The sequence below is a fragment of the Nitrospirillum amazonense genome (genome assembly GCF_007828035.1).
GTDB classification, from domain to species: Bacteria; Pseudomonadota; Alphaproteobacteria; order Azospirillales; family Azospirillaceae; genus Nitrospirillum; species Nitrospirillum amazonense.
The window spans coordinates 25,232-44,261 of the sequence record NZ_VITV01000017.1; the positions used below are offsets into that span (position 1 = coordinate 25,232).

Genomic DNA, 19,030 nt, shown 5'->3' on the forward strand with positions numbered 1-19,030 from the left:
CCGGCCTGCGGCCCCGAAGGGCCGCAGGCCGTCACGGACGGCTGCTGCCGAACCGGGCGACCAGATGATAGGCCGTGCCCAGGAAATACTGACGCACGGCCGTGATCCGTTCCGAACTGCGCCAGGTCTGCCGTTCCACCAGCAGGCAGGCCGTGCCGGCCGGCGTCTTGAGAAGACGCGCGATCTCCGCATCCGCGGGAACGGCGGAGATGCGGGTTTCCGCCTCCGTCCACGGCACATGCCGCAGCAGCCAGGTTCCGGGCGGTTCCTTCTCAAGGTCCGCCTCGGCGATTGCCGGTACGGCGGCCAGGCTGACCAGGCGGCGTTCCACCGCGAGGGGCGCGCCGTCGGCGAAATGCAGGCCGTCCAGCTGCAGCAGCCGGCGACCGCCGGCCAGCAACTCTTCCTCGGCGTTTCCCCGGGCGGCGGCCCGCAGCTTCCGCACCAGCAGCTGATAGCCGTAGACATGGCCGCGTTTGGCCACCTCGACCGGCAGGTCGGGGACGTCCAGGATCATGGAATGGGCATGCGGGCGGCCCACGAAGGAGCCGGCGCCCTTGCGCCGTTCGATAAGGCCCGCCGCGGCCAAGGCGGACAGCGCCTTGTTGACCGTCATGCGCGAGCATTGATAGGTCTGCATCAGCTCATGCTCGACGGGGAGCCGGTCTTCCGGTGCCAGCTTCCCCGACAGGATGGCCGACTCTATGTCCGTTCGAATGCGCTCATGCAGGGAAAGCGTCACTGGGTCAATCTTTCGAGGACTTGGCGGTAACGGGTGACAATGGCGTCCCGCCGCTGGTGCCGGCCAGTATTAACCACCTGCTTGCCCCGGCGCCAGACCCCGTCAATGGCCGCGCGGCCGGCCGCGAAGATCAAGGCGTCCAGCAGCGCCGGGCCCCGGCGGCCGTGCAGCGACGGGTGCTGGGTGTCGATGCTGACCAGGTCCGCCGCATGGCCAACCGCGATGGCGCACGGCGCGCCCAGGGCGGCGGCGCCCCCCGCCAGCGCGCCCTCCACCAGATCCTGGCCCGTCGACCGTCCCGGCGCCTGCGCGATCACGTTGCGGCTGCGGCCCGCCAGGCGCTGGCCGTATTCCAACAGCCGCAGTTCCTCGGTCGCGTCGATCAGGACGTTGGAGTCCGATCCGACGCCGAACCGGCCGCCGGCGGACAGGTAGGCGGTGGCCGGGAAGATGCCGTCGCCCAGGTTGGCCTCTGTGATGGGGCAGAGACCGACCACCGCGCCGCTGGCCGCCATGTCCGCGACCTCCGCCGGCGTCACGTGGGTGGCATGCACCAGGCACCAGCGGGCGTCCACCGGCGCATTGGCCAGCAGCCATTCCACCGGCCGGGCCCCGCCCCAGGCCACGCAGTCCTCGACCTCCTTCACCTGCTCGGCGATATGGATGTGCACGGGGGCGGCGCCGGCCAGGCCGGCCACCTGGGTCAATTCCTCAGGCGTCACCGCGCGCAGGCTGTGCGGCGCCACGCCGACGACCGCGTCGGGCAGGGCCCGCGCCTTGGTCCGCGCCGCGTCCAGCAGGCGGGCGAAGCCGTCCAGGTCATGCAGGAAGCGGCGCTGCCCATGCCCTGGTGCCGCCCCGCCGAAACCTGAATGCGCATAGAACACCGGCAGGTGGGTCAGGGCGATGCCGGTCTCGTCCGCCGCCGCGACGATGGCGGCGCTCATCTCCGCCGGGTCGGCGAACCGGCCGCCGTCCCGATCATGATGAAGGTAATGGAACTCCCCAACGCGGGTGAACCCGGCCTCCAGCATTTCCATATAGGCCAAGGCCGCGATGGCGTGCAGGTCGTCGGGTGAAAGGCGATCGACGAAGCGGTACATGACGTCGCGCCAGGTCCAGAAGCTGTCGCCCGCCGGCCCCCGCACCTCCGCCAAGCCGGCCATGCCGCGCTGAAAGGCGTGGCTGTGCAGGTTGGGCAGGCCGGGCAGGGCCACCGGCCGCCGCTCGTCACCGGCCTGGGGCGCCGCGTTCCATTCCAGGGTGGCGATGACGCCATCCCGGACCGTCAGCCGCACATTGTCCGCCCAACCCTGGGGAAGCAGGGCCTGCTGGAAGTGGAAAGCCCCGTCCGAACCGCCGTCAGTGCCCATGGTGCATTCTCCTGTTGCGCCATATGTCTATACATTCTAAGGTGCGAACGCAACCATTGAGGCGGACTTGGGATCCGCCAGGAGAACGGGCATGCGTTGCGACAAGCTGTGGACGAACGCCCATTTGGCGACGCTTGCCGGGGCTGAGCATGGGCTGGGGATCGTTCGCGATGGCGTCGTCGCCATGCGTGACGGCCTGATCGTCTACGCCGGTCCCGCTGCCGACGCGCCCGGTTTCGACGCCGGTGTGGTGATGGATTGCGCCGGCCGTTGGATCACCCCGGGCTTGATCGATTGTCACACGCACCTGGTCCATGGCGGAAGCCGGGCGCATGAGTTCGAACTGCGGCTGGCCGGCGCCTCTTACGAGGAGATCGCCCGGGCCGGCGGCGGCATCCTTTCCACCATGCGCGCTACGCGCGACGCCGACGTGGCGGCGCTGACGGCCGGCGCGTTGCCCCGGCTGGACGCTCTGATGGCGGAAGGGGCCACGACGGTGGAGATCAAGTCCGGATACGGGCTGAACCTGGAGGCTGAGCTGCGCATGCTGCGCGCCGCGCGCCGGCTGGGGCAGGCGCGGCCGGTCCGGATCACCACCACCTTCCTGGGCGCCCACGCGCTGCCGCCGGAATTCAGCGGCGACGCCGACCGCTATGTCGACTTCCTGTGCGACACCGTGCTGCCGGCGGCGGCGGGGGAGGGGCTGGCCGATGCCGTTGACGCCTTCTGCGAAGGCATCGGCTTCACGCCGGATCAGACGGCGCGGATGTTCGCCGCCGCTGCCGCCCATGGCCTGCCGGTCAAACTGCATGCCGACCAGTTGTCCAACCTGTACGGCGCCGCTCTGGCGGCCCGGCATGGCGCCCTGTCGGCCGACCATCTGGAACACACGGACGCCGATGGTGTCGCGGCGATGGCCGCGGCCGGCACCGTGGCGACGTTGCTGCCCGGCGCCTTTTATTTCGTGCGGGAAACAAAGCTGCCGCCGGTGGATGCCTTCCGGGCGGCCGGCGTGCCCATGGCCCTGGCCACGGACTGCAACCCGGGCACGTCGCCCCTGACCTCGCTGCTGCTGGTCATGAACATGGGCGCCACCCTGTTCCGCATGACGGTGGATGAATGCATCGCCGGTGTCACCCGCAACGCCGCCCGCGCCTTGGGGTTGCACCAAGAGATCGGCACGCTGGAGGCGGGCAAGTCCTGCGACCTGGCGATCTGGGATATCGAGCGGCCGGCGGATCTGGTCTACCGCATGGGGTTCAACCCCCTGCACGCGCGTGTCTGGCGGGGCAATTGAGATGGCGGACTGGTGAGATGACGGACTGGCTGGAAATCCGCCGCGGCGACGCGCCCCTGGTCGTGACCTTCCCCCACACCGGCACCGACATACCGGATGGGCTGCTGGGCCGCTTCGCGTCGCCCTGGCTGGCGCGCAAGGACGCCGATTGGTGGATAGACCGGCTGTACGCCTTCGCGGCGGACATGGGCGCGACCACCATCCGGACGCGGCTGTCGCGCAGCGTCATCGACGTCAACCGTGACCCCTCCGGCGCGTCGCTCTATCCGGGCCAGGCGACAACCGACCTCTGCCCCCTCACCACCTTCGACGGTGAGCCGCTTTACGCCGGGGCCACGCCCGATGCCACCGAGATCGCCGCGCGGCGCACGGCCTATTTCGATCCCTATCACGACGCCATCCGGGCGGAGCTGGCGCGGCTGCGGCGGAACCATGGCGCCGTCGTCCTGTATGACGCCCATTCCATCCGCAGCGTCATCCCCCGTCTGTTCGACGGCCCCCTGCCGCAGTTCAACATTGGCACCAACGGCGGCGCCACCTGCGACGGGGCGCTGGCGACCGCCATCCACGACCGCTGTGCCGCCAGCGGCCATAGCCATGTGCTGAACGGCCGGTTCAAAGGCGGTTGGACGACGCGCCACTATGGCCGCCCCGCCGAGAGCATCCACGCCATTCAGATGGAACTGGCCATCCGGGGCTATCTCGCCGAGCCGGACGAGCCTGGCCCCGACACCTGGCCGCCCCCTTTCGACCCCGCTTACGCGAGGCCTCTCGTCACGGTCCTGACCGGTATCCTGGACGACTGCCTCGCCTTCGCCACCAGCCTGGGAAGGACCCTATGAGCCGCATCGACAACACCCGCGTCATCCGCCCCGCCACCGGCACGGAACGCACCGCCAAAAGCTGGCTGACCGAGGCGGCGCTGCGCATGCTGATGAACAACCTGCACCCCGACGTGGCGGAGCGCCCGGAGGAGCTGGTGGTCTACGGTGGCATCGGCCGCGCCGCCCGGGACTGGCAGAGCTACGACCGGATCGTCGAAACGCTGACGCGGCTGGAGGCGGACCAGACCCTGCTGGTCCAGTCCGGCAAGCCGGTGGGCGTCTTCCGTACCCATCCCGACGCCCCGCGCGTGCTGATCGCCAACAGCAACCTGGTTCCCAAATGGGCGAATTGGGAGCATTTCCATGAGCTGGACCGCAAGGGCCTGGCCATGTACGGGCAGATGACGGCCGGATCCTGGATCTACATCGGGTCCCAAGGCATCGTCCAGGGCACCTATGAAACCTTCGTGGAAATGGGCCGCCAGCATTACGGTGGCGACCTCTCGGGCCGCTGGCTGCTGACCGCCGGCCTGGGCGGGATGGGCGGGGCGCAGCCGCTGGCCGCCGTCATGGCCGGCGCGTCGTGCCTGGCCATCGAATGCCAGCGCAGCCGTATTGAGATGCGCCTGCGCACCGGTTACCTGGACCACGCCGCCGAGACCATCGATGAGGCGATGGCGATCATCGAGCGGGCGTGCGCTGAGAAAAAGGCGGTCTCCGTCGGCTTGCTGGGCAACGCTGCCGAACTGCTGCCGGAATTGTTCCGGCGGGGCATCCGCCCGGATTTGCTGACCGACCAGACCTCCGCCCACGATCCCGTCAACGGCTATCTGCCGGCGGGCTGGACGGTGGCCGAGTGGGTCGAGCGGCGGGAACGGGAACCGCAGGCGGTGGCCGCCGCCGCCCGCGCCAGCATGGCGGTCCACGTCCAGGCCATGCTGGACTTCCAGGCGGCGGGGGTGCCCACCGTCGATTACGGCAACAACATCCGCCAGGTGGCGAAGGACGAAGGCGTGGCCAACGCCTTCGACTTCCCCGGTTTCGTGCCCGCCTACATCCGCCCCCTGTTCTGCCGTGGCGTCGGCCCGTTCCGCTGGGCCGCCCTGTCGGGCGATCCCGAGGACATCTACAAGACCGACGCCAAGGTGAAGGAGCTGATGCCGGACAACCCGCACCTGCACCGCTGGCTGGATATGGCGCGGGAAAAGATCCGCTTCCAGGGCCTGCCCGCCCGCATCTGCTGGGTGGGGCTGGGCGACCGGCACCGGCTGGGCCTGGCGTTCAACGAGATGGTGGCCAAGAGCGAGCTGAAGGCGCCGGTCGTCATCGGCCGCGACCACCTGGACAGCGGCAGCGTCGCCAGCCCCAACCGCGAGACGGAGGCGATGAAGGACGGGACCGACGCCGTGTCCGACTGGCCCCTGCTGAACGCCTTGCTGAACACCGCCTCCGGCGCCACCTGGGTGTCGCTGCACCACGGCGGCGGCGTGGGCATGGGCTATTCGCAGCACAGCGGCATGGTCATCGTCGCCGACGGCACGCCCGAGGCGGCCAAGCGCCTGGAACGCGTGCTGTGGAACGACCCGGCCACCGGCGTCATGCGGCACGCCGACGCCGGCTACGACATCGCCCAGGACTGCGCCCGCGCCATGGGCCTCGACCTGCCCGGCATCCTGGGATGAGCGGTGTCAGGCCGCTGCCGGCGGCGCAACGGACCGCGAGCCCGTGGAAGAACGGCGGCGGCGTGACCCGCGAGGTCGCCCGCCAGGATGACGGCGCCGGCGATTTCCTCTGGCGCGTCAGCATCGCGGAGGTGCGGCAGGCGGGACCGTTTTCCCACTTCGCCGACACCGACCGCATGCTGGCCGTCCTGGAGGGCCGCCTGCTGCTGGACTTCGGCGGCGGCGTGGCCCCGGTGGTGGTGACGCCGGAGACGGCGGCCCACCCCTTCCCCGGCGACGTGCCGGTGTCGGGAACGCCGGACGGCGGGCCGGTGGTGGACCTGAACCTCATGGTTCGCCACGGCCGGGCGCGCGGCGCGCAGCGCAGGCTGCCCGCCGGGACCGCCACCCTGCCGCTGGCCCCGGCCGCGACCCACCTGTTGGTCGCGACCGGCGCCGCGCAGGTGACGCACGGCGGCGGCACCCACACGCTGGGCCCGCTGGACGCCCTGCTGTTCCACGCTGGGGCGGGGGCGTCCGTCACGGTGCAGGCGATGGCGGCGTGCTGGTTGGTGGAGATCGTCCCGTTGACGGAGCGGCTATGAGCAAAACCCTGCGCGGCGCCGTTCTCGGGCTCGCAATCCTGCTGTCCCTTCAGGCAGCGCGGGCGGCCGATGTTCCCGCCCAGCAAGCTCGCCGGACCGTCGTCATCGGGACGGAGGGGGCGTTCCCGCCCTGGAACATGACCCGGCCCGACGGCAGCCTGATCGGCTTCGAGCCAGACCTGCTGCAGGTGCTTTGCCAACGGGCCAACCTGCAATGCCAACTGGTGGCCCAGGACTGGGACGGCATGATCGGCGCCTTGCAGGCCCATAAGATCGACGTTATCGCCGACGCGTTGCAGATCACGCCGGCGCGCAAGGCCGTGCTGGCCTTCTCCCTGCCGTACGCCATCACCACCGGGGTCTTCGTCACCCAGAAGGACAGCCCCTTGGCCCGCATGGCCAACCGCGGCTTGGTGCTGGATCTTGATGCCAGCCCGGCCCCGGAGCGCCAGGCCCAAGCGCTGGCGGCCCTGCGCGAGGAGCTGCGCGGCAAGACCCTGGGCGTCGCCATCTCCAGCACCTACGACGCTTTCCTGGACAAGTACCTGGCGGGCGTCATCACCATCAAATCCTACCGCACCATGGGGGAACGGGACCTGGACCTGTTAAGCGGCCGTATCGACCTCACGCTGGATGACACCACGTATCTGCGGCCGCTGCTGGCGGCACCCGACGCGCAGGACCTGGTGCTGGTCGGGCCTGAACTGATCGGCGGCGAGCTTGGCGCCGGCGAGGGCTTCGGCCTGCGCCAGGACGACACCGCCTTGGCGGAACGCCTGAACGCCGCGATCCGCTCCGCCGTCGCCGACGGCACGGTGAAGCGGCTGAGCCTGAAATGGTTCAAGGCTGACGCAACACCCGACCTGGGACCCGATCCCACTTCAACACCCTCCGGAACCCCCAAGCCATGATGGACGATCTCGCGATCCTCGGCTTCGGGCCGGACGGCTGGGCGCCCTTGCTGCTGAAGGGCTGCCTGCTCACCCTGGCGGTGTCCGCCGCCTCCATGGCCATCGGCACGGTGCTAGGCATCCTGCTGGCCTGGGCGCGGCTGAAGGGGCCGCGCTGGCTGCGGCGCGCGGCGTTGGTCTATGGCGTGATCCTGCGCGGAGTGCCGGAGCTGTTGGTCATCCTGCTGCTGTATTTCGGCCTGCCTTCCCTGATCCTGTCGCTGTCGGAGACCTTCGGCTGGGAGGCGCCGGGCCTGCCGCCCCCCTTCCTGATCGGCAGCGTGTCGGTCGGCCTGGTGTCGGCGGCCTATCAGGCCGAGATTTTCCGGGGCGGGGTCGGCGCCATTCCCAGGGGCCAGTTCGAGGCGGCGCGGGCCATGGGCTTCAGTGACCTTATGTGCTTCCACCGCATCGTCCTGCCGCAGGTGGCGCGCGTCGTCCTGCCCGCGCTGGGCAATGTCTGGCAGTTCAACCTGAAAGACAGCGCCCTGATCGCCGTCACAGGGCTGAGCGAGCTGATGCGCACCAGCCTGGTGGCCGCCGGATCGACCCGGCACCCCTTCCTGTTCTTCGGCGTGGCCATGGCGCTTTACCTGGTGCTCACCACCCTTTCCAGCACGGCCTTCCACTACGGCGGCCGCTATTCCAACCGGTGGGACAGGGGCTGACCGCGATGGGGGAACACCTGACGTTCATCGGGTCGGTCACCGCGCAGCTGGTGCGCGCCGTGCCCGTGACCCTGCTGATCCTGGCGGTCTCCGGCGTTTGCGCCACGGTGCTGGCCACCGGCCTCACGGCGATGTCGGTGGCGCGGTCGCCGCTGCCGCGCCTGGTCCAGCGGACCTGGACCTTCCTGTTCCGGGGCACGCCGCTGATCCTGCAGATTTTCATGATCTATTATGGGTTCGCCATGGTCCCCTGGATACGCCACGGCATCCTCTGGGCGGCGTTCCGGGACCCGGTTTTCTGCACCTGCCTGGCCATGACCTGCTGTTGCTCCGCCTATATCGCCGAGATCTTCCGCGGGGCCTTGGCCGCCGTGCCGCGTGGGGAGATCGAGGCCGGCCGCGCCTGCGGCATGACCGGGTTCATGCTGCTGCGGCGGGTGATCGCGCCGTCGCTCATCCGCATCGCGCTGCCCAGCTATTCCAATGAAATCATCATGATGACCAAGTCGACCTCGCTGGCCAGCACCATCACGGTTCTGGACATCACCGGCGTGGCGCAACAGGTCATCGCCCACAGCTACCGCACCCTGGAGGTGTTCTGCGCGGCGGCGGCGCTGTACCTGCTGATCAACGCGACGCTGTCGACCCTGCTGACGGCGCTGGAGCGCCGGCTGGACGTCGATCGCGCCCCCACCCCGCTCGCGCCCATACCGCCCACCCTGGAGCCGCTGTCATGACCGTGCCACCCCCTGTCCTGACCGCCACCAACATCCGCAAATCCTTCGGCGACAGGGAAGTACTGGCCGGCGTCTCGCTGGAGGCGCGGGAGGGGGAGGTCATCTCCATCCTGGGGGGCAGCGGCTCGGGCAAAAGCACTTTTCTGCGCTGCCTCAATCTGCTGGAGGTTCCCGACGAGGGGCAGATCGCCATCGGCGATGTGCAGGCGCCCCTGGCGCGCAACCGTCACGGCCGCCTGGAGGTTTCCGACAGCCGAGCCGCCGCCCGCCTGCGGACCCAGACGGCCATGGTCTTCCAAGGCTTCAATCTCTGGCCCCACCTCACGGTGCTTCAGAACGTCATGGAGGCGCCCTTGCGCGTCCATCGCCGTGACCGGGAGGAGGTTTTGGCCACCGCGCGGTCGCTGCTGGAACGGGTGGGCATGGCCGGCTTTCACGCCGCCTATCCCAAGCGGCTTTCCGGCGGCCAGCAGCAGCGGGTGGCCATCGCCCGGGCCCTGGCGACGAACCCGAAGCTGGTCCTGTTCGATGAGCCGACCTCCGCCCTCGATCCGGAACGGGTGCGCGAGGTCCTGGCCCTGATGCGATCCCTGGCGGATGAGGGGCGGACCATGATCGTCGTGACCCACGAAATGGCGTTCGCGCGCGATGTGTCCAGCCGGGTGGTGCACTTGATGAACGGGCGCGTCGAGTCCAGCGGCCCGCCGGCCCATATGTTCGGGGCCGACGCGTCCCCGGCGTTTCGCGCCTTCCTGTCCCCCGCGGCCCTTTGACAAGGCCATGCCTTCCGGCGGTGGCTTCAGTCGCCAATCCAGGAAATGTGGGCTGGATTACGGGGCGGTTTTGGCGGGGCGCCATCCCTGGGATGGCCGATGATGATGGGCGCCACGACCGGCATGGTCGGCGGCAGGGCCAAGGCGTCCTTGCCATCGGCGCTGTTCAGCCAGGCGTGCGACAAGCCGATCCAGCAGGTCGCCAGGCCATGGCCATGGGCCGCGAGCATGAGGTTCTCCGCCGCCAGGCAGCAGTCCTGCTGGGCCATGGCGTCCGGCACCGTGGCACAGATCGCGATCATGGCGGGCGCATCGTAGAAGATGTTGAAGGCCGGGTCGGCAAGATGGCTTTCCATCGGCTTCAGCTCGGGCTGGTTATCCAAGGACCGCAGCAGAAAGGCTTTGGCATGGTCCGACCACAGGCGCAGCCGGGTGCGGTCCATCACCACAATGAATGACCAGGGCTGGCGGTTCATGCCGCTTGGGGCGTCCACCGCCGCCTCGATGACCGAACGGATTTGGTTCGCGGCGACGCCGGCTTCGCTGTAGGCGCGGACGGCGCGGCGGTTATGCAGGGCGTCGAAGAGATCCATGGTTCCCTCCTGTGCGGCATGACCCTTCCGATTACGGCCGGCGCGTCGGGTCCAGCGTGCGCCGATGGTTCGCACATTCCCATGGTCCGGCGCCGCACACCTTGAGATGGATCAGGCCGCCGCTGTTCACGGGTAGAGCAGGTATTTGGCGCGCAGGGCCTTGAAGGCCGTCAGGTCCGCGTCCCATCCGGCGGCGATGGCGCGGGGGTCGACGCCCGAACGGATGGCCTCAACCGTGGCCTTGGAGCCGATCAGGCCCAGTGTGTCATCCAGGGTGAACCGCTGCGGGTAGAACCGGTGGAGCGCCGCCGCCAGTTCCACACCCAACAGCGGGCTGTCCAGGGCGGTGCGATCTGTCACCGTCAGGCGCACCCCCTGGCACGTCAAGCCGGCGTAGCGGTCTCCCGTTGGGATGAAGGTCGTGGGCGCGAACTGGATGCCGGGGATGGCCCTGGCCCGCAGCACTTCAGCCAGGGCCGGTCCGTCGACCCATGGTGCGCCGACCACTTCGAATGGGGTGGCTGTCCCGCGCCCCACGCTGACGGCGCTGCCCTCGATGAGAGCCACGCCGGGATAGAGAGTGGCCTCGTTAACGGATCGGAGGTTGGGCGATGGGTTGATCCAGCGGAGGTCCGTCTGGTCGTACCAGCGGTCGCGGCGGTAGCCCTGCATGGGAATGACGGTCAGCGCCGCGCCGATATTGTTCTCGGCATTGAACAGCGAGGCCAGTTCCCCCAGGGTCATGCCATGGCGGACCGGTAAGGCGAAATAGCCGGTGAAGGACCGGCGGTCCGCGTCCAGCACCGGCCCCTGGACTGCCGTGGCGGTGATGGGGTTGGGGCGGTCCAGCACATAGACCGGAACATGGGCCACGGCCGCCGCCTCCAGGACATAGGCCATGGTGGTGGCGTAGGTGTAGAAGCGCGCGCCGGCATCCTGGATGTCGATGACGATAGCGTCCAGGCCCGCCAACGCTTCCGGTGACGGGCGGCGGCTGCTGCCGTAAAGGCTGAGGATGGGAACGCCGGTGGCTGCGTCCGTGCCCGAGGCGACCCGGCCCTCGCGGTCACCCGCCGGCCCATGTTCCGGGCTCAGCAGCAGCGCCAGGTGCACGCCCGCTGCGCGTGCCAGCAGATCGGCGGTCCTGCGGCCCTGCCGGTCCACGCCCGTCTGGTTGGTCAGCAGTGCCACTCGCTTGCCCAGCAATGGGCTGAACCCCTGGGCGGCCAGCACATCGATGCCAGTCAATACCGGGGGCGCCCAGGCGACGGCCACTACTTCGGCCAAGCGCCGCCGCAAGGGGCGTGCGTCGCCCTTTCCATCAGGATGCAGGCGGCTTGTCAGGATGATGAGGTAGCATCCGCGGCCCGGATCCACCCACAGCGATGTGCCGGTGTAGCCAGTATGTCCATAGGAACCCGGACCGAATGCGGTGTCCTGCCCACCGGCATAGGGGGAGGTCCTGTCCCAGCCCAGCCCCCTGGTTGTTCCCCCTGGCAGCACATTGGGGGCAATCATCCGGGTGACGCTGCTGGCCTTCAGCACGCGCCGTTTCCCCAGCGTGCCGCCGTTCAGCAGCATACGGGCGAAGCGGGCCAGGTCCGCCGCCGTACCGAAGGCGCCGGCATGTCCGGCCACGCCCCCCATGCGATAGGCGGTTGGGTCGCTGACTCTCCCCCATCGCAACGCCCCATCCTGAACGTCCGTCGGAGCGATGCGGGGATGCAACGCGGCGGGGGGCAGGAACCGTGTGTCCGTCATGCCCAAGGGGCGGAAGATATGCCGGGCCGCGTACCGGTCCAGCGGCAGGCCGCTGACCCGCCGCACCACCTCGCCCAGGACCAGGAAGTTGATGTCGCTGTAGCGGAAACGCTCTCCGGGGGGGCTGACCGGCGTCTCCGCCAGCAGCAGGGCCCGCGCCTCGGCGGCACCGTCCCACCGGCGGGTCCGATCCAGGTCCGCGCGCAGGCCAGATGTATGGGTCAGCAGCGCCTCAACGGTGATGGCAGCCTTGCCGTTGGTGGAGAAGGCCGGCCAATAGCGGGATACCGGCGCCTCCAGGTGCACCTTGCCCCGTTCCACCAATTGCATGATGGCGGTGGTGGTCACCAGCACCTTGGTCAGCGAGGCCAGGTCGAAGATGGTGTCGGCTGTCATGGGTGCGGTGTCCGGGACCACCCGGCGCAACCCCCAGGCGCCTTGGTACAGGATGCCGTCGCGGTCGCCGACCAGGATCACGGCTCCTGGGATATGGCCGGCGGTCATCTCCTCCCGGACGGCGCTCTCGATGAAGGGCGCCAGCGAGGCCATGTCCGGCCGGGCGGCGAACGCCGGTGTGATGCCCAGGGCCAGCAGGGCCAGGCCCAGGAGGAGGTGGCTGCGGAGCCACAGGGACATGCCGGTCCTCAGCGCGCGGCCTGCTGTTCCACGCCCAGGTCGCCGTAAACGTTGCGCGGGTTCCACAGCATCCATCCGTCCACCCCCACATCATCGGCCGCCTTGGTCTGCAACCGTATCTCACCACCGCCGAAGGACCGGCGATCAAAGGCGTAGTCCTTGAAGGCCTGCAGCCAGGGGCGGAACCGCTTGGGCGATATGTTCAGGCGTGACAGCGCGTTTTCCAGGGACAGGCGCACGATCTCATAAGAATGGCTGACCGGGTTGCGGTATCCGGGAATGCCGAACTGGAAGCCCGACGGGTAAAGCATGGGGGACAGGTAATCCACCTGCGGCGCCAGTTCCTCCAGACGCTGCCCGATACCGGTATCGTCCAGGTTCCAGCAGACATAGCCGAAGATATCCGCCGCGACATAGACGTTGTACGGCAGCAACCGGCCGCGCGCTTCTCCCAGGAAGCCGGCGATGGCGGCCAGCCGGTCTTTTTCCGTGGTGGGTCCGGCGAAGCGCAGACGCTGGTTGGCGTCCGGGAAGCGCACATAGTCGAACTGGATCTCGTCGAAGCCGGCCTGGGCCGCCTCGATGGCGATGCCGATGTTGTAGTCGCGAACCACCTGTTGCAGCGGGTCGGTCCAGGCGAGATGCTCCCGATCGCGAAACAGCTCGCCATTGCCGCGCTTCACCGCCAGGTCGGGCCGGCTGGCCGCCAGCAGCGGGTCCTTGAAGGTGACGATGCGGGCGATGGCATAGATTCCCTGCGCGTGAAGCGTCGCCGCCAGCTCCGCCAGGTTGGGGATGGTGGTGATTGCGCGGGCGCCGGGCACCGTCATGGCGGTCGCACTAGGGAAGGGGACCAGCCCCCTGTCCCCCTTCACGTCGATCACCAGGGCGTTTAGGCCTTTCTCCCGCATCAAGGCCAAGGCGGGATCGCGCAGTGAACTGGAGCCGATGCCGTAGACGGTGAGATAGAGCGCCTTGGGCGTAAAGGGCTCCAGGCGCAGCACGGCATCCGTAGGTGGCGATGCCGCGGGGTTGAAGGTGCCTGCCCGGTAGCCCGGGGCGCGGGCGAACACCGGGCCCGTGGTGTCGACGGTGAAGCGTCCCATCCCGTCCACCGGCACCAGCTGACCGCCGGCGACGATCGTGGCGCCGGCGATGGGCGCGCCGGTGGCGCCATCGACAATCCGCCCCGCCATGGCCGCCGCCGGATGGACCAGCGTCAGTCCCAGGCAGATGGCGAGCACGGCGCTCTTGAGGAACCGTCGGATCATCGTGGCTGGCCCTTTTTCGCGGGTGCTGGTGTCAGCAACGCGGCGAAGGCGGCGTCGCGGTCGTGGTTTGAAACCGGAATGCGGGGAATGGCGTAGAGCGGCCCCCCCGGTGCCGCCCATCCACCCTCATAAGCGAAGGCGGCGCGGTAGCCGGCGCGCTGCGCGGCGGCCTGAAGATCGGCATCGATGATTCCGAACGGCCAGGCCAGCAGGTCGACCTTGATGCCCAGGTGCTGCTCCAGCGCCGCCTTGGACCGGACCAACTGGGAGTTCACGAAGATCCGGTAATCGTCCGGCGTGCGACGGGCGCGTTCCTTGCGGAAATTGGGGTGCCAATAAGTGTGGGACTGAACGTCCACCAGGCCGGACCGGACCATCTCCGCCAGCTGTTCCCATGTCAGGGCGTAGGCGGCGTTGGAAATGGCCGAAGGGTAGATGAACAGGGTGACCGGCACATGACGGCGGCGGATGATGGGGTAGAGCTGGGTGTAGACCGAGACGTGACCGTCATCCACGGTGATGGCGGCCGCCGGGCCAGCGGTCCCGGTGGGCCACTGGCCGCCGCGCACCGCATCCACCACGCTTCGCAGGGGCATGACTTTGATGTCGTGAGCGTCCAGCCAGTCGAGCTGCCGCTCGAATACGGGCGTCGTGATGGTGGTGGGGCCGGGCGTGGTCGGATCGAAACGGTGATAGGCCAGGACCGGTGTGCCGCCTTCCCCCCGCGCGGCCGGCGCCGCCACTGCGGACACCAGGAGGAGGATCACGGGAAACAGCACTCGGCACCGCATGGCGCCCCTCCTATTCCCGGCCATCGACGGCCACGTCGAAGGTGAAGATCCCGTCCGCCGTTTCCGGACGCCGCGTCACCTCTGGATGACGCAAGGTCCGCACCGTGTCCTGGTAGCCGATGGCCCAATGCTCCCCGACGCTCAGCCGGGAGAACTCGAAATCCTTGGTGCTGCCCTGGTGGCGTTTGGCGTGATAGATCAGGTGGATGATGTTGAACACCTTGTGGTCCGCGTCGGGCTCCAGGTGGCGGGCCGCCGGCAGGTCGCGGTAGTCGGCGGGCAGGGCGGCCAGCAGGGCGGCGATGGCATGCCGCAGCCGTTGCTTGCGCCGGAATTCATCGGTCACGGCCCGGGTCCGGCTGGAATACTGTATTTCCTTCTGACGGGTCATGGCCTCGGCCAGGCTTGTCGGCATGTCGCCCCTGGCGCTCCACAGGTCCACCTGGAACGCCAGCGTGTCCTCGTGCGCATCGCCTTCCAGCACCCATTGCAGGGGCGTGTTCGACACCAATCCGCCATCCCAATAAAACTCGCCGTCGACCTCGATCGCCGGGAAACCCGGCGGCAGGGCGGCGCTGGCCATGACATGTTCAGGACCGATGGTATGGGTGGCGGTGTCGAAATAGACGAAGTTGCCGGTTTCGATGTTGACGGCGCCGACGCTGAAGCGCAGGCCGCCAGCGTTGATGCGATCGAAATCCACCAGCCGCTCCAGCGTGCGGCGAAGGGGGGCGGTGTCGTAGAAACTGGTCGCCGCCGTGCTGCCCGGCCACGACGCCCAGGGTGGGACCAGCCGGGGGGTGCACATGCCGGGCACGCCGGCTACGGTCGCTATGAGGGCGCTCAGTTGGTTGAGGGTGGATCGCGGTGCCTCGCCGTCCACTTGCGACGTCGCCAACGCTTCCAGGCAATCCAGGGCCCGGGCCGCTCCGGCCACTTCGTCCCAAAACTGCCGCAGCTTGGCCACGCGCTCCCCGGGCGGGTTGCCGGCGATCAGTGCGGCGTTGATGGCGCCGATGGACATGCCGGCTACCCAGTCGGGGTGCAACTCCGCCTCGGCCAAGGCCTCATACGCGCCGGCCTGGTAAGAGCCCAGGGCGCCGCCGCCCTGCAGAACCAGCGCGATGCGCCGGAACGGGGGACGCGCAGTGGACCGATGGGTCCGGAGCAGGGGCATGTCGGGCATGGTTCCGGTCCCGCCCGTCAAAGCCGCCCGACTTCGAATTCCTCGCAGGAGTGGCCCAGCGCCGCCAGCCCTTCCTCCAGGTAATCTCCCAGCGCCGGCATGCCCATGAGGTACGAGGCGGAATGGCGATGGTGGCGCTCGCGGGCCAAAGCCCGGACGGTGGCCCAGTCGTCATCGCCGCGCCCCAGCCAGGCCAGGGCGATCAGGTCGATCACTTCATCGTCGTTCAGGGCGTTGATGGCGGCACGAAGCTCGGCGGCCGTCGGATCGTCGGCATAATCGCCGAGGATGGAGCCCTCGCCGTCATCGGCGGGATTGGAGCCGGGATCCGGTTCCACCGGCGCCACCTTCACGTCGAATTCCCGGGCCTTCACAATGATGTAGAAGACTTTCTCAACGCTGATGTTCAACTCGACCCGCTGGGGTGTCTCGACCGTGGGCATGGTCCTCTCCCTTGTCCGGCCAATGGTGACCGGCTGCGTGCGTGCTCCTCAACGCTTAAGGGAATTGGCGGGATATATCCTTGACGTGGCTCAAGGGTGGGCTTTTTGCTTTCCAGCCGTCACGGCGCCAATCAAGAAAATCTCTTAAAGAACAGCCTTTTAACGCCCTCCGCCAGCGTGAGGTAGACCACGATGGCCCCGACCAGAAACAGATAGAAGGCGGGCGGCGGCGCGACCAGTCCGAATAGCCCGCCCAACGGCGTCAGCGGCAGCAGCGCGGCCAGCACCGCCGTGGACACGGCCAACCCGGCCAACAATGGGTGGGGCCGGCCGCGCCAGGGCGCGCGGGGTGTGCGGATGACGAAGATCACCAGCACCTGTGTCGCCAGGCTCTCGATGAACCAGCCAGTCTGGAACAGGGCCTCCTGGGCATGCAACAGGTGCAGCAGGACATAAAAGGTCAGGAAGTCGAACAGCGAGCTGACCGGGCCCAGCACCAGCATGAAGCGCAGGATCAGGGGCAGGTTCCAGTGCACCGGCCGCGTCAGCGCCTCCTCCTCCACGCGGTCGAAGGGGATGCCTGCCTCCGACGCATCATAGAGCAGGTTGTTCAGCAGAACCTGCACCGGCAGCATGGGCAGGAAGGGCAGGAACAAGGCCGCGCCGGCCATGCTGAACATGTTGCCGAAATTGGAACTGCTGCCCATCAGGACGTACTTGGTGACGTTCAGGACCGTGCGGCGCCCCTCCAGCACGGCCTCGTGCACGACGGAAAGATCCTGGTCCAACAGGATGAGGCTGGCGGCCTCCTTGGCCACGTCGGCGGCGCTGTCCACGGAAATGCCGACATCGGCGGCGTGCAGGGCGGCGGCGTCGTTGACCCCATCCCCCATGAAACCCACGACGTGCCCCGCCCGGCGGCAGGCTGACAGCACACGCTCCTTCTGCTGCGGCGTCACGCGGCAGAAGACGTTCACCTGCTTCAGCCGCGCGTGTAATGCCTCACTGGTCAGGGCCTGCAGTTCCTCGCCCGTCAACAGTCCGATGATGGGCAGGTTCAGCTGTGCGCACAGGTGCCGGGTGACCGCCTCGGTGTCGCCGGTCAGTATCTTGATGTCGACGCCGGATCGCGCGAGCGCGGTCACGGCGGCCGTGGCGCTGGCCTTGGGCGGATCCAGGAAGGCGAGATGCCCCTCGAAGACCAGGTCGTGTTCATCGGTGCGGTCGATGTGTTGGCGGTCGGGTGGCAGGGGCCTGGTGGCGACGGCCAGCACGCGGTAGCCCTCGCGGCCCAGCGACTGGAATTGGGCGTCCAACTGTGCCCGGGCTTCCTCATCCAAGAGGCGAAGCATTCCCTCCGGTCCACGCCACTGGCCGGACAGCCGCACCATGTCCTCCGGCGCACCTTTGACCACCAGCAGTTTGGTATCATGGTTTTCCGCCAGGACCGACACGCGCCGGCGCTCGAAATCGAAAGGCACCTCGTCGCACTTCCGCCAGGCGGTCATATCGACCTGGCCGTGGGCCAGAATGGCCTCGTCCATGGGGCTGTGCAGGCCGGTTTCGAACCGGCTGTTGATGTAGGCCAGCTCGAAAAGGCGGGGGGCATCGTTGCCCTCACCATCCAGCGTGCGCACCAGTTGAATGGCGGCCTGGGTCAGTGTTCCCGTCTTGTCGGTGCACAGCACATCCATGGCGCCGACATTGTGCATGGACGCCAGCCGCTTGACGATCACCCTGCGCTTGGCCAGCCGCAGGGCGCCGCGCGCCAGGGTCACCGTGACGATCATGGGCAGCAGTTCGGGCGTCAGTCCCACCGCCAGGGCCAGCGCGAACATCAGGGAATCCAGCCAGGGACGGTGGAACAGGGAATTTACCGCCAGCACGAACAGGACCAGGAAAAAGGTGAGCCGCAGGATCAGGAAGCCGAACCGGCGGACCCCGGTTTCAAAAGCCGTCGGTGGCGCCGCCGATTGCAGGCTGCGGCTCATCTGTCCGAACAGGGTGGCGCCGCCCGTTTGGCAGACGACGGCCGTGGCGCTGCCGGCGAGGACGGAGGTGCCCATGAACAGGCAGGCGGTTGCCTCCCCGGGCGCGCCGGTGAGCAGGGGCCCCTGGTCCGCACGCTTTTCCACCGGATAGGGCTCTCCCGTCAGGATGGCCTGGTTCACGAACAGGTCGCGCGCCTCCAGCAGGCGGCAGTCGGCGGGGACCAGGTCGCCGGCCGCCAGCCGGACCACGTCACCCGGCACCAGTTGCTCCAGCGGCACGGTCGTCTCATGGCCGTCGCGCCAGAGCTGCACCCGCACGGCGACGGTGCGGCGCAGGGCCTCCACCGCGGCTTCGGCCTGTCGCTCCTGGATGAAGTCCAGCACGACGCTGAGCAAGACGACGGCCAAGACGATGACGAAGCTGGAGGTGTTGCCGGTGGCTGCCGACAGGGCGCTGGCGAACAGCAGGATCAGCACCAGCGGATTGGCGAAACGGGCCAGGAAGTCCAGCCACGCGGGTCGCCGGCGACGAGCCAAAACCTGGTTGGGGCCCCATCGCCGCTGTCGTTGCTCCGCCTCCACTGTCGTGAGGCCGCCGGCATTGGCCGGCAGTGCCGCCAACAGGTCGGCCAGCGGCAAGGCCCAGATGGCAGGTGGGCGGGTGTTCAACATGGCCCCCTGCATGGCCCCACTGCGGCACCGTACGCCATCAGAGTCTCCTCCTGATG

At 68.6% G+C, this 19,030-nt stretch carries 17 protein-coding genes; 8 read left to right on the top strand and 9 right to left on the bottom strand.

Annotated features, from left to right (window positions below; all coding sequences use genetic code 11):
• Positions 1 to 31: 31 nt before the first annotated feature.
• Together hutC and FBZ87_RS27245 are read right to left on the bottom strand one after the other, a co-directional pair.
• Positions 32 to 742: a histidine utilization transcriptional repressor HutC gene (hutC, locus tag FBZ87_RS27240; RefSeq protein WP_145613726.1), complete on the bottom strand. Its 711-nt coding sequence runs from the start codon at positions 740 to 742 to the stop codon at positions 32 to 34.
• On the bottom strand, positions 739 to 2,115 hold the full coding sequence (locus FBZ87_RS27245) for a formimidoylglutamate deiminase (RefSeq protein WP_145613727.1): 1,377 nt from the start codon (positions 2,113 to 2,115) through the stop codon (positions 739 to 741). Before FBZ87_RS27245 ends, hutC begins: the two co-directional genes overlap by 4 nt.
• Positions 2,116 to 2,206: 91 nt before the next feature.
• Between FBZ87_RS27245 and hutI the strand changes: the two genes are divergently transcribed.
• Genes hutI through FBZ87_RS27285 form a run of 8 tightly spaced genes read left to right on the top strand, consistent with a single transcriptional unit; the run spans position 2,207 to position 9,630 of the window.
• Complete coding sequence (gene hutI, locus FBZ87_RS27250; protein WP_145613728.1) at positions 2,207 to 3,412, top strand: imidazolonepropionase; 1,206 nt, start codon at positions 2,207 to 2,209, stop codon at positions 3,410 to 3,412.
• Positions 3,413 to 3,429: 17 nt separating this feature from the next.
• Positions 3,430 to 4,254 (top strand): N-formylglutamate deformylase, encoded by an 825-nt coding sequence (gene hutG / locus FBZ87_RS27255; protein WP_145613729.1) that lies wholly within the window; start codon positions 3,430 to 3,432, stop codon positions 4,252 to 4,254.
• Positions 4,251 to 5,918, top strand: coding sequence for a urocanate hydratase (gene hutU / locus FBZ87_RS27260; protein WP_145613730.1), 1,668 nt, complete (start codon positions 4,251 to 4,253; stop codon positions 5,916 to 5,918). The genes hutG and hutU overlap by 4 nt, the downstream gene beginning before the upstream one ends.
• Complete coding sequence (locus FBZ87_RS27265) at positions 5,915 to 6,502, top strand: HutD/Ves family protein (RefSeq protein ID WP_145613731.1); 588 nt, start codon at positions 5,915 to 5,917, stop codon at positions 6,500 to 6,502. The genes hutU and FBZ87_RS27265 overlap by 4 nt, the downstream gene beginning before the upstream one ends.
• Positions 6,499 to 7,413, top strand: coding sequence for a transporter substrate-binding domain-containing protein (locus tag FBZ87_RS27270; RefSeq protein WP_145613732.1), 915 nt, complete (start codon positions 6,499 to 6,501; stop codon positions 7,411 to 7,413). Before FBZ87_RS27265 ends, FBZ87_RS27270 begins: the two co-directional genes overlap by 4 nt.
• Positions 7,410 to 8,120 carry an ABC transporter permease gene (locus FBZ87_RS27275; RefSeq protein ID WP_145613733.1) on the top strand — a complete coding sequence of 237 codons (711 nt, stop codon included), beginning with the start codon at positions 7,410 to 7,412 and terminating at the stop codon, positions 8,118 to 8,120. The genes FBZ87_RS27270 and FBZ87_RS27275 overlap by 4 nt, the downstream gene beginning before the upstream one ends.
• 5 nt (positions 8,121 to 8,125) lie before the next feature.
• Positions 8,126 to 8,857, top strand: a complete 732-nt coding sequence (locus FBZ87_RS27280; RefSeq protein WP_145613734.1) for an ABC transporter permease — start codon at positions 8,126 to 8,128, stop codon at positions 8,855 to 8,857.
• Entirely contained in the window at positions 8,854 to 9,630 is a 777-nt protein-coding gene (locus FBZ87_RS27285; RefSeq protein ID WP_145613735.1) for an ABC transporter ATP-binding protein, read from the top strand. The genes FBZ87_RS27280 and FBZ87_RS27285 overlap by 4 nt, the downstream gene beginning before the upstream one ends.
• 26 nt (positions 9,631 to 9,656) lie before the next feature.
• Here the strand turns inward: FBZ87_RS27285 and FBZ87_RS27290 are convergent, their stop codons facing one another.
• The 7 genes from FBZ87_RS27290 to mgtA all read right to left on the bottom strand — a co-directional run bounded on the left by FBZ87_RS27290 (position 9,657) and on the right by mgtA (position 18,974).
• A complete protein-coding gene (locus FBZ87_RS27290; protein WP_145613736.1) occupies positions 9,657 to 10,223 on the bottom strand; it encodes a nitroreductase family protein in 567 nt (188 codons plus the stop codon).
• A 126-nt stretch (positions 10,224 to 10,349) separates the two neighbouring features.
• Entirely contained in the window at positions 10,350 to 12,620 is a 2,271-nt protein-coding gene (locus FBZ87_RS27295) for a serine hydrolase (protein WP_145613737.1), read from the bottom strand.
• A gap of 8 nt (positions 12,621 to 12,628) precedes the next feature.
• On the bottom strand, positions 12,629 to 13,891 hold the full coding sequence (locus tag FBZ87_RS27300) for a putative glycoside hydrolase (RefSeq protein WP_246134629.1): 1,263 nt from the start codon (positions 13,889 to 13,891) through the stop codon (positions 12,629 to 12,631).
• A complete protein-coding gene (locus FBZ87_RS27305; protein WP_246134630.1) occupies positions 13,888 to 14,682 on the bottom strand; it encodes a polysaccharide deacetylase family protein in 795 nt (264 codons plus the stop codon). The genes FBZ87_RS27300 and FBZ87_RS27305 overlap by 4 nt, the downstream gene beginning before the upstream one ends.
• Before the next feature lie 10 nt (positions 14,683 to 14,692).
• Entirely contained in the window at positions 14,693 to 15,868 is a 1,176-nt protein-coding gene (locus tag FBZ87_RS27310; RefSeq protein ID WP_145613738.1) for a patatin-like phospholipase family protein, read from the bottom strand.
• 17 nt (positions 15,869 to 15,885) lie between these two features.
• Positions 15,886 to 16,311 carry a DUF3775 domain-containing protein gene (locus FBZ87_RS27315; RefSeq protein WP_088874923.1) on the bottom strand — a complete coding sequence of 142 codons (426 nt, stop codon included), beginning with the start codon at positions 16,309 to 16,311 and terminating at the stop codon, positions 15,886 to 15,888.
• A 131-nt stretch (positions 16,312 to 16,442) separates the two neighbouring features.
• Entirely contained in the window at positions 16,443 to 18,974 is a 2,532-nt protein-coding gene (gene mgtA, locus FBZ87_RS27320) for a magnesium-translocating P-type ATPase (protein WP_145613739.1), read from the bottom strand.
• Positions 18,975 to 19,030: the final 56 nt, after the last annotated feature.

What these genes read in the sequence shown, in the direction of transcription:
- FBZ87_RS27275 (WP_145613733.1), top strand. Translation starts at nt 7,410, where the DNA reads ATGATGGACGATCTCGCGATCCTCGGCTTCGGGCCGGACGGCTGGGCG.
- hutU (WP_145613730.1), top strand. Translation starts at nt 4,251, where the DNA reads ATGAGCCGCATCGACAACACCCGCGTCATCCGCCCCGCCACCGGCACG.
- FBZ87_RS27285 (WP_145613735.1), top strand. Translation starts at nt 8,854, where the DNA reads ATGACCGTGCCACCCCCTGTCCTGACCGCCACCAACATCCGCAAATCC.
- hutI (WP_145613728.1), top strand. Translation starts at nt 2,207, where the DNA reads ATGCGTTGCGACAAGCTGTGGACGAACGCCCATTTGGCGACGCTTGCC.
- FBZ87_RS27265 (WP_145613731.1), top strand. Translation starts at nt 5,915, where the DNA reads ATGAGCGGTGTCAGGCCGCTGCCGGCGGCGCAACGGACCGCGAGCCCG.
- FBZ87_RS27300 (WP_246134629.1), bottom strand. Translation starts at nt 13,891, where the DNA reads ATGATCCGACGGTTCCTCAAGAGCGCCGTGCTCGCCATCTGCCTGGGA.
- hutG (WP_145613729.1), top strand. Translation starts at nt 3,430, where the DNA reads ATGACGGACTGGCTGGAAATCCGCCGCGGCGACGCGCCCCTGGTCGTG.
- mgtA (WP_145613739.1), bottom strand. Translation starts at nt 18,974, where the DNA reads ATGTTGAACACCCGCCCACCTGCCATCTGGGCCTTGCCGCTGGCCGAC.
- FBZ87_RS27310 (WP_145613738.1), bottom strand. Translation starts at nt 15,868, where the DNA reads ATGCCCGACATGCCCCTGCTCCGGACCCATCGGTCCACTGCGCGTCCC.
- FBZ87_RS27280 (WP_145613734.1), top strand. Translation starts at nt 8,126, where the DNA reads ATGGGGGAACACCTGACGTTCATCGGGTCGGTCACCGCGCAGCTGGTG.
- FBZ87_RS27315 (WP_088874923.1), bottom strand. Translation starts at nt 16,311, where the DNA reads ATGCCCACGGTCGAGACACCCCAGCGGGTCGAGTTGAACATCAGCGTT.
- FBZ87_RS27270 (WP_145613732.1), top strand. Translation starts at nt 6,499, where the DNA reads ATGAGCAAAACCCTGCGCGGCGCCGTTCTCGGGCTCGCAATCCTGCTG.
- FBZ87_RS27295 (WP_145613737.1), bottom strand. Translation starts at nt 12,620, where the DNA reads ATGTCCCTGTGGCTCCGCAGCCACCTCCTCCTGGGCCTGGCCCTGCTG.
- FBZ87_RS27245 (WP_145613727.1), bottom strand. Translation starts at nt 2,115, where the DNA reads ATGGGCACTGACGGCGGTTCGGACGGGGCTTTCCACTTCCAGCAGGCC.
- FBZ87_RS27290 (WP_145613736.1), bottom strand. Translation starts at nt 10,223, where the DNA reads ATGGATCTCTTCGACGCCCTGCATAACCGCCGCGCCGTCCGCGCCTAC.
- FBZ87_RS27305 (WP_246134630.1), bottom strand. Translation starts at nt 14,682, where the DNA reads ATGCGGTGCCGAGTGCTGTTTCCCGTGATCCTCCTCCTGGTGTCCGCA.